Below are 12,508 nucleotides of genomic sequence, written 5' to 3' on the forward strand. Positions count from 1 at the left end.
CCGGTGCGCCGACACGCGCGGGACGCAGCCGAACGGGTGGGGAATCTGACGGGCGGTCTTATCGGATCTCGGCAAGGGAAGATGGGGGTCGCGGGAGGTCGGAGCCAGGCTGGGGGCGACCACTCGCACAGGTGTTGCACGGTAGATCTGTCGCGATATCGACAAAGCGCTGAAGTACCCTCACAAGCTGCGGTATACCAGGTGTACGCGGGTTGCGGATGGTGCGACGATGAGCTCCACAGGGGCGATTGCGTACCAGGGGTGCCCGCATCCCCGGCGGACGCGGGAGTCGACATGTCGGTAATGGCTGGAGGCCCGACCGGGGCCGAGCAGGCGGGGCGGCTGCCTTTGCAGCGCGGCCAGGACGCCCAGCTGACCGGCACGGCCCTGTCCGGTCAGCCGCTCGCCGACCCGACGCAGTCCGACTCCGAAGGCTCGAGACCGGACGCGGCCCTGACTGAGTCCCCACCGGCCTTCGGCGCGGTGCCGTCGCCCCCCACCTCCGTCGGAACCCCGCTTGCTGCGGCGTCGTTCGCCGGATCCATGCTCGACGGCGCGGCGATCGACGAGACGGTGATCGAGCCCGACCTGGACGGTGTCGCCAGGGGTGTCGCCAGGGTAGAGGCCCACGTCGGCGGGGAGAGCGCGGCGGGCGCGGAGAGCTTCGAGGAGGTGCTCGCGGCGCGTGAGCGGGAGGCGCTGGAGCAGCGCTACCGCGAGGCCGCGGAGGCCGGTGACGCCGCGGCGGCCAGTCTGCTGGGCGCTCTGCTGCTGCGCCGGGGCGACCTGGAGGCGGCCGAACCCTACCTGCGCCGCGCCGCCGCGGCCGGCCTGCGGGCCGGCGCCAACAACCTCGGTGTGCTGCTGCACCAGCGCGGGCACCGCGACGAGGCCGGGACATGGTGGCGCGAGGCCGCCGTCGCCGGCAGTGCGCCCGCCGCGCACGCCCTCGGGCTCCACCTGCGCGACCGCGGCGACGAGTCCGCCGCCGAGTACTGGCTGCTCCAGGCGGCCGAGCAGGGCCACACCGGTGGTGCCTACGCCCTCGGCGACCTACTGGAGCACCGGCAGGACGCGGTCCGCGCCGAGCGCTGGTTCCGCACGGCCGCCGAGGTCGGCCACCGCGAGGCCGCCTACCGGCTCGGTCGGCTGCGCGAGGGCGCAAGGGACGCTGCCGGAGCCGAGCCCTGGTACCGGCAGGCCGCGGCCCGCAGCCACACCGCGGCGTCGCTGCGCCTCGGCCACCTGCTCGAGGCGCGGGGCGAGCGCGAGGAGGCTGCGCGCTGGTACCGGCAGGCGGCGCAGGCGGGGGAGGCGCGCGCGGCCTGTGCGCTGGGCTTCCTGCTCCGCGACCAGGGCGACGCGGTCGGGGCCGCCGACTGGTGGCGTGAGGCCGCCGAGGCCGGTGACGGTGCCGCGGCCAACGCGCTCGGCGCGCTCCACGACGAGTGGGGCGAGACCGAGATGGCGCAGCAGTGGTACCGCTCCGCCCTCGACGCCGGGGACCACAACGGGGCCTTCAACCTCGGCCTCATGGCGGCGGCCCGCGGCCATGAGGCGATGGCCGAGCAGTGGTACCGGCGCGCGGCCTACGCGGGCCACCGCGAGGCGAGCAACGCGCTAGCGGTGATGCTGCTCCAGCGCGGCGACACGCCCGGCGCCGAGCCGTGGTTCTGCAAGGCCGCCGAGGCGGGTTCGGTCGACGCCGCCTACAACCTCGGCATTTTGCACGCGGAGCGCGGCGAACTGCACTCGGCCCAGGAGTGGTACGCCCGCGCGGCGGCCGGGGGCCACGCCGACGCGGCGCTGCAGTTGGGTGTCGCGAAGGAGCGGCGCGGTGATCTGGGCGCGGCGGCGGCCCGGTACCGGCTGGCTGCCGACGGCGGTTCGGTCGAGGGTGCGTTCCGCCTCGCCGTGCTGCTGGAGCGGTGCGAGGACGAGACAGGGGGCCGCGGCGAGGACCCGGAGCGCTGGTATCGCAAGGCGGCCGAGGCCGGACACGGCCGCGCCCAGGTGCGCATCGGCGTCCGTGCGGCGGAGCGCGGCGAGACCGAGGAGGCGGAGCGCTGGTATCGCGCCGCCGCTGAGGGCGGCAGCCGCAGCGGCGCGTTCAACCTCGGCCTGCTGCTGGCCCGTGAGGGCGGGGAGTCCGAGGCGCTGCGCTGGTACACCCTCGCGGCGGAGGCCGGTCACGGGCGGGCCGCGCTCCGGCTCGCGCTGGTCGCGGCACGCCGGGGTGAACTGCGCGAGGCGCGGGTCTGGTGTGTCCGCGCGGCGGAGCTCGGGCCCGCGAGCGTCACGGAACGTGCGGAGCGCCTGCTGGAGGCGCTGAGCGCTGAGCTCTCGGCGTGAGCTGTGAACCGTGAGTCGTCAACCGTGAGCTGGGAACCGTGAGCTGGGAACCGTGAGCCGTCGACAGTGAGCTGTGAACCCTGAGGCTCAGGCCCTGGCCTTGGCGCAGTCGGGGCAGAGGCCGCGGTAGGTGACCTCGACGCCGGAGATGGCGAAGCCGTAGCGCTCCGCGTCCGGAAGGGAGCCGAGCGGGTCGCCTGCCGGGTGGACGTCGCGGATCGTGCCGCAGGACTCGCAGATGAGGTGCTGGTGCGCGTGGCGGGCGTTGGGGTCGTACCGCTTGGCGCGGCCGTCCGTCGAGACCTCCAGCACCTCGCCCAGGGTGACGAGCTCACCGAGGGTGTTGTAGACCGTCGCCCGGCTGATCTCCGGAAGCAGTTCCACCGCGAGGGCATGGATCTCGTCGGCGGTGTAGTGGACGTGGTCGCCGTCCAGGACCTGTGCGACGACCCGTCGTTGCGCGGTGAGTCGCCATCCGCGATCCCGGAGCCGTTCCAGCAGGTCACTCATAGGGGAGAGGGTAGCAGGGGGCCGGAGAGCGTTCGGTTTTGGACAAGATCCAGTACTGGACGAAGGCCTCTCGGGCCGCCGAGTTTTCGGGTGGCCGAGCCTCAGACGGCGGAGCTCTCGGTCCCCGCCTCGGCCTCGGTCCCCGCCTCGGCCTCGGTCCCCGCTTCGTCGGCCGCCTCGTCCAGCCAGGCTTCGGCCTTCTTCTCCGCGCGGCGCTTGAGCAGGACCAGGCCGATGACCACGACGACCCCGGCGCCGACCGCGAGCCAGCTCGCCAGCGAGGCGTAGTGCTCGACCCGGTGCCAGCCGGCGCCGGCGAAGTAGCCGAGAAGGACGAAGCCCGTGGCCCAGATCGAGCCGCCGAGCAGGTTCCACCGGGCGAAGGTGCGGTAGGGCATCTCGGAGACGCCGCACAGGCCGGGGACGAGCGCGCGCAGCGCCGCGGCGAAGCGGCCGGCGAAGACGGCCTTGCCCCCGAGGCGTCGGATCAGCTCCTTGCTCTGGCGGATGCTGGCGGGCTTGATCAGCCGCTCCGGCAGGCGGGCTAGCAGCGTGTCGCCCCAGCGCTTGCCGACGGCGTAGCCGATCCCGTCGCCGATCACCGCTCCGAGGATCGCCATGAGCAGGACCGCCCAGAGCTGGGTGTGACCGCTGTAGGCCGTCACGCCCCCGATCACCACCGCGGTCTCACCCGGGATCAGGAACCCGAGGAAGACCGAGGACTCCAGGGCGGGGAGCAGGAAGACGGCGATCAGCACCAGCGTCCCGTTGAGCGAGAGCAGGTGGTCGCTGATCCAGGACATCGGCGGTCCTCATGACAGGAGGCGGACAGGACGGGATCTCACCGTACCGTCCATCCGGGTAAGCGCGCGGTCAGCGACGAGCGCCCCCGGCAATCAGGGGTCCGACCATGAGGAGCCCGGCCCTGGTCTCGGCCCCGGTCTCGGTCTCCGGCCATCCGGCGCGGCGGGGCCGGTTCGGGTTCGCTCCCCAGGCCGACGGGAGCATCAGCCCAAGCGGTGGAGTGCCTCGCCGTGCAGCAGGCCGTTGCTGACGAGGGCGTTGCCGCTGCGGACGCCGGGGATGCCGTCGAGGCCGGTGAAGCGGCCGCCCGCCTCCTCCACGATGACGCAGTTGGCGGCCATGTCCCACAGGCTCAGTTCCGGTTCGGCGGCGATGTCGACGGCGCCCTCGGCGACCATCATGTAGGACCAGAAATCGCCGTAGGCGCGGGTCCGCCAGCAGGCGCGGGTGAGGTCGAGGAAGGCGTCGAGCTTGCCGCGCTCCTCCCAGCCGGTGAGCGAGGAGTAGGAGAACGAGGCGTCCTCGAGGCGGGAGACCTCCGACACGCGGATGCGACTGGCGCGGGTGAGGCTGCGGCCCGTGAACGCGCCGGTACCGCGAGCCGCCCACCAGCGGCGGCCGAGCGCGGGGGCGGAGACGAGTCCGACGACGGGCTGTTCGCCGCCCGGACCGGCCTCCATCAGCGAGATCAGAGTGGCCCAGACCGGGACGCCGCGGATGAAGTTCTTGGTGCCGTCGATCGGGTCGATGACCCAGCGGCGGGGGCTCTGGCCGGTGGTGGTGCCGAACTCCTCGCCGAGGACGGTGTCGCGTGGCCGGGCGCGGGCCAGGTCGCTGCGGAGCAGATCCTCGACGGCCTTGTCCGCGTCGCTGACCGGGGTGAGGTCCGGTTTGGTCTCGACGGCGAGGTCGAGAGCGCGGAAGCGGTCGAGGGTCACCGAGTCGGCGTGGTCCGCGAGGACGTGGGCGAGGCGCAGATCGTCGGAGTAGTCGGCCATGCCCCGAACAGTAACGATCTCGACCGGTGTGGGCCAGCGTCGTCCACCCCGGGCCGCGTCGCGGTCCAACCCCGTCGCGGTTCAACCCCCTCGCGGTCCAACCCCGTCGCGGTTCAACCCCGTCGCGGTTCAACCCCGTCGCGGTTCGACCCCGTCGCGTGGGTCCGGGCCGGTCGCGTGGGCGGGACGTCGCGTCAGCGGGCGGAACGACCCGTCAGTGCGCCCCTCCGCTGAGCTGGAGGCCGATCACCCCGACGAGGATCAGGGAGATCGAGACCAGCTTGAGGACGGATACCGCCTCGCCGAGCCAGATCATTCCGACGATCGCGGTGCCGCCCGCGCCGATCCCGGTCCACACGGCATAGGCGGGGCCGACCTCGAGGGACTTCAGAGAGAGCGTCAGCAGGCCGAAGCTGCCGAGGGCGAAGGTGGCGAAGCCGACGGTGGGCCAGACCTTGGAGAAGCCGTCGCTGAGCTTCAGGCAGACGGCGAATCCCGTCTCCAGAACTCCCGCGACGATCACCAGCAGCCAGGCCACAGCGTCCTCCGGGGAAGCGGACGGTCACTTCTCACCATGATCGATGCGGGCCCGGCCTTTGGCATCTCGTGACATCGCGGCGGCTCCGCTCCACCCGTCCACCCCTCCACCTGCGGGCCCTGCGGGCCCCGCGGGCCCCGCAGGTGGAGCAGAGCCGACTGGCCGAGGTCAGTCGCCCTCGCGGGCCTCGCGGGTGGAGAGAAGACGGCGCAGGGAGTAGAGGCGGGCCGGGTCGGCGTGGCCCTCGGCGACCCAGGCGTCGAGGGCGCAGTCCGGCTCGTCGTGGGAGCAGGCACGAGGGCAGTCGGCGGTGCCCGGTTCGAGGTCGGGGAAGGCGTGGATGACGCGGGACGGTTCGATGTGGGAGAGGCCGAAGCTGCGGAAGCCCGGGGTGTCGATGACCCAGCCGGACTTCTGACCCTTCGCCGCGGGGAGGCGCAGCGCCAGCGCGGAGGTGGTGGTGTGGCGGCCGCGCCCGGTGACCGCGTTGACGTGGCCGGTCTGCCGCTGATGGTCGGGGACCAGCGCGTTCACCAGCGTGGTCTTGCCGACGCCGCTGTGGCCGATGAAGACCGTCGACAGCCCGCGCAGCAGCTCGCGGACGACTTCGGCGCCGTCGGTGGCCAGGGTGTCGCGGCTGGTGACGACGTGTTGGAGGCCGAGCGGCGCGTAGGTCTCCAGCAGCGACTCGGGTGCCGCCAGGTCGGACTTGGTCAGCACCAGCAGCGGCTCCATGCCCGCGTCATAGGCGGCGACCAGGCAGCGGTCGATGAGGCGGGGGCGCGGCTCGGGGTCGGCCAGGGCGGTGACGATGGCCAGCTGGTCCGCGTTGGCGACGACGATGCGTTCGTAGGGATCGTCGTCGTCCGCGGTGCGCCGCAACACGGAGTCGCGCTCCTCGACGCGGACGATGCGGGCGAGCGAGCCGTCCTCGCCGGTGAGGTCGCCGACGAGGGCGACGCGGTCGCCGACGACGACTCCCTTGCGGCCGAGTTCACGGGCCTTCATCGCGGCGATCTCACGCTCGCGCTTGGTGCCCTCCTCGACCAGGCAGGTGAAGCGGCCCCGGTCGACCGTGAGGACCAGGCCTTCTGCGGCGTCCTCGTGCGTCGGACGGATCCGCGTGCGCGGGCGGGAGCCGCGTCGGGAGGGGCGTTGGCGGATGTCGTCCTCGTCGGCGTCCTTGCCGTAGCGGCGCATGGCGTTACCCCCTAGCCCTTTCCGCCCGTGCTGGCGGTCGGCAGGGGGCCTTCCTTCGACCCGAGCAGCGCGGCCCACAGGTCGGGGAAGCCGGGCAGCGTCTTGGCGGTGGTGGCGATGTTCTCGACCTCGACGCCGGGGACGACCAGGCCGATCACGGCTGCGGCGGTGGCGAGGCGGTGGTCCTCGTAGGTGTGGAAGACGCCGCCGTGCAGCGGGCGCGGCGAGATGCGCAGGCCGTCCTCGGTCTCGGTGACGTCGCCGCCGAGGGCGTTGAACTCGCGGGCGAGCGCGGCGAGCCGGTCCGTCTCGTGCAGGCGGAGGTGCGCGATGCCGCGCAGCGTCGAGGGGGAGTCGGCCAGGAGCCCGACGGCGGCGACCACGGGCGTCAGCTCGCCGACGGCGTGCAGGTCGGCGTCGATGCCGTGGACCCGGCCCGTTCCGGTGAAGCGCAGCCCGTCAGCTGTGAACTCGCAGGCACCGCCCATCCGTGTGAACAGGTCCCGCAGCTCGTCACCCGGCTGACTGGTGCGCGTCGGCCAGTCGCGGACGGTGACGGCGCCGCCGGTGACGAGGGCGGCGGCCAGGAACGGCGCGGCGTTGGAGAGGTCCGGCTCGACCACCACGTCCCGGCCGAGCAGGGCGCCGGGGGCGACGCGCCACACGTCCGGCTCGCCGCCGTCCTCGGGCGCGTCGACCTGGGCGCCGGCGGCGCGGAGCATCTCCACGGTCATCCGGATGTGGGGGAGGGACGGGACCGGGTCGCCGACGTGCCGGACCTCGACGCCGTGCTGGAAGCGCGCGCCGGAGAGCAGCAGTGCGCTGACGAACTGCGAGGAACTGGAGGCGTCGACCGTGACCGTGCCGCCGACCAGGCCACCGGTGCCGTGGACGGTCATCGGCAGCGCGCCCCGGCCGCCGTCCTCGATGCGGGCGCCGAGCGAGCGCAGCGCCTCGATGACGCCGCCGAGGGGGCGTTCGTGCGAGCGCGGGTCGCCGTCGAAGTGGACGGGGCCGTCGGCGAGCGCGGCGACCGGCGGCAGGAAGCGCATCACGGTGCCGGCGTTGCCGACGTCGATGGCGGCTGGTCCGCCGAGCGGCGCGGGCAGCACCCGCCAGGCCTCACCGCCGCCGCTGACGCCGCTGCTGGAGTTGAGGGTGTCCTCGACGCCGATGCCGAGCGCGCGCAGGCCGTCGGCCATGAGCTGGCTGTCGCGGCTGCGAAGCGGGCGCCGGACGTAGCCGGGCTGGGCGGCGAGAGCGGCCAGCACCAGGGCGCGGTTGGTCGCGGACTTGGAGCCGGGCACGGTGACCACCGCGTCCACGGGATCGGTCGCGGTCGGGGCGGGCCAGTGCAGCTCGGTCATGAGCACACAGCTTAGGCCCCGAACCGATGGGGGCTCGGAACGGCGACCGCAGAACCGGCCACTGATCCGGCCTCCTGGACGGCCGCTGCCGGTGAGTCGTCACGGGAGGCGGTGAATCGTTATGGGAGGAGCCAGCGGGCGCCGAGGGCGAGGGAGCCGAGCGAGACCACGAGGAAGAAGCCGACCCAGAGGATGCCGGGGAGGCGGGTCAGTCGGGCGAGCTGGTCCGCGTCGGAGTCGCGGGCCTGGCGGCGGGCGCGCTTGGACTGGAGCTCGATCACCGGCCGGACGCCGCCGAGCAGCAGGAAGAAGACACTGAGGTAGGCGAAGGCGCCTTGCAGTTCCGCGCCGCCGAACCAGGAAACGGAGAAACAGAGCGCACCGGTGGTGAGCACGGTCAACACACCGAAGGCGTTGCGCACCTCGATCAGCACGCCGAGCAGCAGCGCCACCACGGCCCACAGCAGCGCCGTGGTGTGGCCGGCGGAGAGCAGCCACGCGCCGCCCAGCCCGAGGAGGGAGGGGGCGATGTAGCCGGCGGCTGCGGTGAACACCATGCCGGGGCCGTAGGGCTTGCCAGAGGAGACGGTCAGGCCGCTGGTGTCCGAGTGCAGCCGGATGCCGTGCAGGCGGCGGCGCATCAGCAGCGCGATCAGCGCGTGCCCGCCCTCGTGGGCGATGGTCACCACGTTGCGGGTGAACTGCCACACAATCCGCCAGCCGACCGCGAGCAGCGCGACCGCGGCCATGGCCCAGACCACGGCGGGGCTCGGCTCCGCCTGGGTGCCGGTCACCTGCTCCCAGACCTGGCTGATGCTGTGCGCCTCCATGTCGCTGTGCCTCTGCTTCCCGGTTCCTGCGGTCGTCGGACGAGGCGTGCAGCCTCGCACAGGTGGACGCCGGAGAGCCACGTCGCGGTTCGCCCGGGATCAGCGGGGCGTTGTCACGAGCGGAATAAAACTCTAGGGTAATTTACCCATGGGTAATATCTAGGCCGCTGGGAGCAGCCCTCATGCCCGAGACCGTCAGCCGTCCCCGAACCGACCCCGGCACCCCCGCTCGCGCGCGCTCCTGGTGGGGCTGGGGCTACACCGACGCACATCCCGCCGACGCGGAATGCCTCGCCATGGGCGCCCTGCTGCCGGGCACCCTCGCCGCCCCGCTCCCGATCCCGCAGGTGGCGGACCTGGCCATCGGCCGTCCCGCCCTGACGCCGCCGTCCTCCCTGGAGCGCCTGGTCACCGCCGATCCCGAGGCGCGCGCGGCACACGCCATGGGCAAGGCCTACCGCGACGTCATCCGCGCCCTGCGCGGCCGGCCGGGCCGGATCCCCGACCTCGTCGCCCACCCCGGAAGCGACCAGGACGTCGCCGACCTGCTGGACTGGGCGGGCGGACACGAGGTGGCCGTCATCCCCTTCGGCGGCGGATCGTCGGTCGTCGGCGGGGTCGAGTACCGCGGCGACGACCACCGCGCCGTGCTGTCGCTCGACCTGACCTCGATGGACCGGGTCCTGGAGATCGACACCGCGAGCCGCTCCGCCCGGATCCAGGCCGGGGCGCTCGGTCCCGTGCTGGAGGACCAGCTGCGGCCCCACGGCCTCACCCTGCGCCACTTCCCGCAGAGCTTCGAGTTCTCCACCCTGGGCGGCTGGCTCGCCACCCGGGCGGGCGGCCACTACGCCACGGTCCACACCCACATCGACGACTTCGTCCAGTCCCTGCGGGTGGTGGCGCCCGCCGCCACGGGCGCGTCCTGGCGGCTGCCAGGATCCGGGGCGGGACCCTCGCCCGACCGGCTGTTCCTCGGGTCCGAGGGCGCGCTCGGCGTCATCACCGAGGCGTGGATGCGCCTGCAGGAACGGCCGCGCCACAAGGCGTCGGCGTCCGTGGCCTTCACCGACTTCGGCCGTGCGCTCGACGCGGTGCGCGCTGTCGCCCAGTCCGACCTGGCCCCGGCCAACTGCCGTCTGCTCGACCCCGGCGAGGCCGCGCTGTCGGGCGCCTCGCGCGACGGTTCCAGCGTCCTGGTCCTGGGCTTCGAGTCCGCCACCGCCCCGGTGGGCGACCGACTCGCGACCGCGCTGGACCTGGCCCGCGCCCACGGCGGCCGTGGCGGGGCGCCGACGACGGACCGCGACGAGCCGGCCCCGGCGGGCGACGCCGCGGTGAGCGCGTGGCGCTCGGCGTTCCTGCGGATGCCCTACCTGCGCGACGGGCTGGCGCGGATGGGCGCCGTCGTCGAGACCTTCGAGACCGCCGCGACCTGGGACGTGCTGCCCGCCCTGATCGACGCCGTCCGTACCGAGGTCGGCGCGGCCGCGCTGAAGGCCACCGGCCACCCGGCCACCGTCAACTGCCGCCTCACCCACGTCTATCCGGACGGCGCGGCCCCGTACTTCACCGTCGCCGTGGCCGGCCGCCCCGGCGACGAGGTGGAGATCTGGGACGAGATCAAGGCCGTCGCCGGCGACGTCCTGCACCGTCACCGCGCCACCGTCACCCACCACCACGCGGTCGGCCGGGACCACCGTCCCGGTTACGACCGGCAACGTCCCGAACCGTTCGCGCTGGCGCTGCGCGCCGCGAAGGACGCACTGGATCCGCACCACGTCCTCAACCCCGGCGTGCTGCTCGACTGAGGCGGCGCGATCGGCTCGGACGGCAGCGGTCGGGGTTGCCGCCCGCCGGGCCCGGCGCCGGCGGACGGTCGCGCCGAGGTTCCCACCCCGGCCACGGAGGGGACCTGGCAAGGTGGAACCCATGTGCGGACGGTACGCGTCGAGTCGTAAGCCCGAGGACCTGGTCGAGCTCTTCGAGGTGAAGAGCTGGAACGCCCAGGAGGCGCTCGTGGCCGACTACAACGTCGCCCCGACCAAGGACGTGTACGCGGTGCTGGAACGCCCCCTCCGGGAGCTCGGACCGGACCCGGTGCGCCAGCTGCGGGTACTGCGCTGGGGCCTGGTCCCCTCCTGGGCGAAGGACCCGGGTGTGGGGGTGAAGATGTTCAACGCGCGCGCCGAGACGATCCACGAGAAGCCCGCCTACCGTCGGGCGTTCACGACGCGGCGCTGTCTGCTCCCGGCCGACGGCTACTTCGAGTGGCACACCCCCGAGAAGGAGCCCGGCCAGAAGAAGGCGCCGAAGAAGCAGCCGTACTTCGTGACCCCGAAGGACGGCTCGGAGATGGCCTTCGCCGGGCTCTACGAGTTCTGGCGGGACCGGAACATCCCCGAGGAGGACCCGGCCGCGTGGCTGACCACGTGCACGGTCGTCACGACCGCCGCCGAGCCGGAGCTGGCGGCGGTGCACCCGCGGATGCCGCTCGTCCTGCCGCGCGACCGGTGGGACGACTGGCTGGACCGCTCCCGCACCGATGCGGACGAGCTGCAGGCGCTGCTGGCTCCGCCCACGCCGGGCCTGATGGAGCTGCGGCCGGTGGGAGCCGCGGTCGGCAACTTCCGCAACAACGGGCCCGGGCTGCTGGAGCGGGTCGAGCCGGAGGAGATCGAGGAGACGCTCTTCTGACAACATGGACGCAGAGCGGACGGGAATGTACAGGTGAGCTCTCTGGTTGAGGCCACTGACAGGATCGAGTCAGATCGCACGCGTCAGTGGAAGGCAGCTCATGGTCCCAGCAGCATGCCCCGCCCGCCCGGAGGAGAACGCCCAGTCGTTCCTCGCCTGGGCCGACTGGCCTGTCGCGGGCGATTCCGCGCAGAGCCAGATAGTCTCCATGGCGAGCACGAACGGCATCGCTGAGGAGGTGGGTCCGGTCGCCGAGAAGGACACCGAGGAGACCGAGGCGGAGCGCGCCCAGCGCTTCGAGCGGGACGCTCTGGGCTACCTGGACCAGCTCTACTCCGCCGCCCTGCGGATGACGCGCAACCCGGCGGACGCCGAGGACCTGCTCCAGGAGACCTTCGTCAAGGCGTTCGCCTCCTTCCACCAGTTCCGTGAGGGCACCAACCTCAAGGCCTGGCTCTACCGCATCCTGACGAACACCTTCATCAACTCCTACCGGAAGAAGCAGCGCGAGCCGCAGCGCACCGGTGCGGACGAGATCGAGGACTGGCAGCTGGCGCGGGCCGAGTCGCACATGTCGACGGGCCTGCGGTCGGCCGAGGCGCAGGCGCTGGACCACCTCCCCGACAGTGACGTGAAGGAAGCCCTGCAGGCGATCCCGGAGGAGTTCCGGATCGCGGTGTATCTCGCCGACGTCGAGGGCTTCGCGTACAAGGAGATTGCCGACATCATGGGGACACCCATCGGTACGGTGATGTCCCGACTGCACCGCGGGCGCCGCCAGCTGCGGTCCCTGCTGGAGGACTACGCCCGTGAGCGCGGGCTGGTCCCGGCCGGTACTGGCACGGGGGATGACCGGAAAGGCGCGGACTCATGAGCTGCGGCAACCACCACGACACTCCGTGCGAGGACGTGCTCGACCACTTGTACGAGTACCTCGACAACGAGATGGGCGCAGCGGAGTGCGCGAAGCTGCGCGAGCACCTCGACGAGTGCAGCCCGTGCCTGGAGAAGTACGGGCTGGAGCAGGCGATCAAGGCGCTGGTGAAGCGCAGCTGCGGCTGTGACACCGCCCCTACGGACCTGCGCGGCAAGGTCATGGCCCGCATCGAGCGGATCCGCGCCGGCCTTCCGGTCGAGGGCGACGTCCTCTCGGAGCACTCGGCCGCCCCGGCGGCGGAGTAGGCGCAAGCCCGCGCATTCCGCGCGGAGGGC

12 protein-coding genes are annotated in these 12,508 nt (G+C 72.9%); 5 read left to right on the top strand and 7 right to left on the bottom strand.

What is annotated here, in order from left to right; genetic code table 11:
* Positions 1–543 precede the first annotated feature (543 nt).
* Entirely contained in the window at positions 544–2,352 is a 1,809-nt protein-coding gene (locus TR48_RS07440) for a tetratricopeptide repeat protein (protein ID WP_439654453.1), read from the top strand.
* Between the two features lie 87 nt (positions 2,353–2,439).
* On the opposite strand, the gene TR48_RS07445 is transcribed toward TR48_RS07440, so the two are convergent.
* The 7 genes from TR48_RS07445 to TR48_RS07475 form a co-directional block, all read right to left on the bottom strand.
* Entirely contained in the window at positions 2,440–2,862 is a 423-nt protein-coding gene (locus TR48_RS07445) for a Fur family transcriptional regulator (protein ID WP_042365110.1), read from the bottom strand.
* Between the two features lie 101 nt (positions 2,863–2,963).
* On the bottom strand, positions 2,964–3,665 hold the full coding sequence (locus TR48_RS07450; RefSeq protein WP_042365111.1) for a DedA family protein: 702 nt from the start codon (positions 3,663–3,665) through the stop codon (positions 2,964–2,966).
* Positions 3,666–3,869: 204 nt separating this feature from the next.
* Positions 3,870–4,664, bottom strand: coding sequence for a histidinol-phosphatase (hisN, locus tag TR48_RS07455; protein ID WP_042365112.1), 795 nt, complete (start codon positions 4,662–4,664; stop codon positions 3,870–3,872).
* A 214-nt stretch (positions 4,665–4,878) separates the two neighbouring features.
* On the bottom strand, positions 4,879–5,202 hold the full coding sequence (locus tag TR48_RS07460) for a DMT family transporter (protein ID WP_042365113.1): 324 nt from the start codon (positions 5,200–5,202) through the stop codon (positions 4,879–4,881).
* Between the two features lie 168 nt (positions 5,203–5,370).
* Positions 5,371–6,402: a ribosome small subunit-dependent GTPase A gene (gene rsgA, locus TR48_RS07465; protein ID WP_042365114.1), complete on the bottom strand. Its 1,032-nt coding sequence runs from the start codon at positions 6,400–6,402 to the stop codon at positions 5,371–5,373.
* An 11-nt stretch (positions 6,403–6,413) separates the two neighbouring features.
* Complete coding sequence (gene aroA, locus TR48_RS07470; RefSeq protein WP_042365115.1) at positions 6,414–7,769, bottom strand: 3-phosphoshikimate 1-carboxyvinyltransferase; 1,356 nt, start codon at positions 7,767–7,769, stop codon at positions 6,414–6,416.
* A 119-nt stretch (positions 7,770–7,888) separates the two neighbouring features.
* Positions 7,889–8,599 carry a M50 family metallopeptidase gene (locus tag TR48_RS07475; protein WP_042365116.1) on the bottom strand — a complete coding sequence of 237 codons (711 nt, stop codon included), beginning with the start codon at positions 8,597–8,599 and terminating at the stop codon, positions 7,889–7,891.
* 182 nt (positions 8,600–8,781) lie between these two features.
* Here TR48_RS07475 and TR48_RS07480 point away from each other — a divergent pair, with 182 nt between their 5' ends.
* The 4 genes from TR48_RS07480 to rsrA all read left to right on the top strand — a co-directional run bounded on the left by TR48_RS07480 (position 8,782) and on the right by rsrA (position 12,478).
* Positions 8,782–10,410, top strand: a complete 1,629-nt coding sequence (locus TR48_RS07480; RefSeq protein WP_042365117.1) for an FAD-binding oxidoreductase — start codon at positions 8,782–8,784, stop codon at positions 10,408–10,410.
* 121 nt (positions 10,411–10,531) lie between these two features.
* Entirely contained in the window at positions 10,532–11,296 is a 765-nt protein-coding gene (locus TR48_RS07485; protein WP_042365118.1) for an SOS response-associated peptidase, read from the top strand.
* 100 nt (positions 11,297–11,396) lie between these two features.
* Positions 11,397–12,170, top strand: coding sequence for a sigma-70 family RNA polymerase sigma factor (locus TR48_RS07490; RefSeq protein ID WP_439654447.1), 774 nt, complete (start codon positions 11,397–11,399; stop codon positions 12,168–12,170).
* Positions 12,167–12,478, top strand: coding sequence for a mycothiol system anti-sigma-R factor (gene rsrA, locus TR48_RS07495; protein WP_042365119.1), 312 nt, complete (start codon positions 12,167–12,169; stop codon positions 12,476–12,478). The genes TR48_RS07490 and rsrA overlap by 4 nt, the downstream gene beginning before the upstream one ends.
* Positions 12,479–12,508: the final 30 nt, after the last annotated feature.

This window comes from Streptacidiphilus neutrinimicus (assembly GCF_000787815.1).
Taxonomy (GTDB): domain Bacteria; phylum Actinomycetota; class Actinomycetes; order Streptomycetales; family Streptomycetaceae; genus Streptacidiphilus; species Streptacidiphilus neutrinimicus.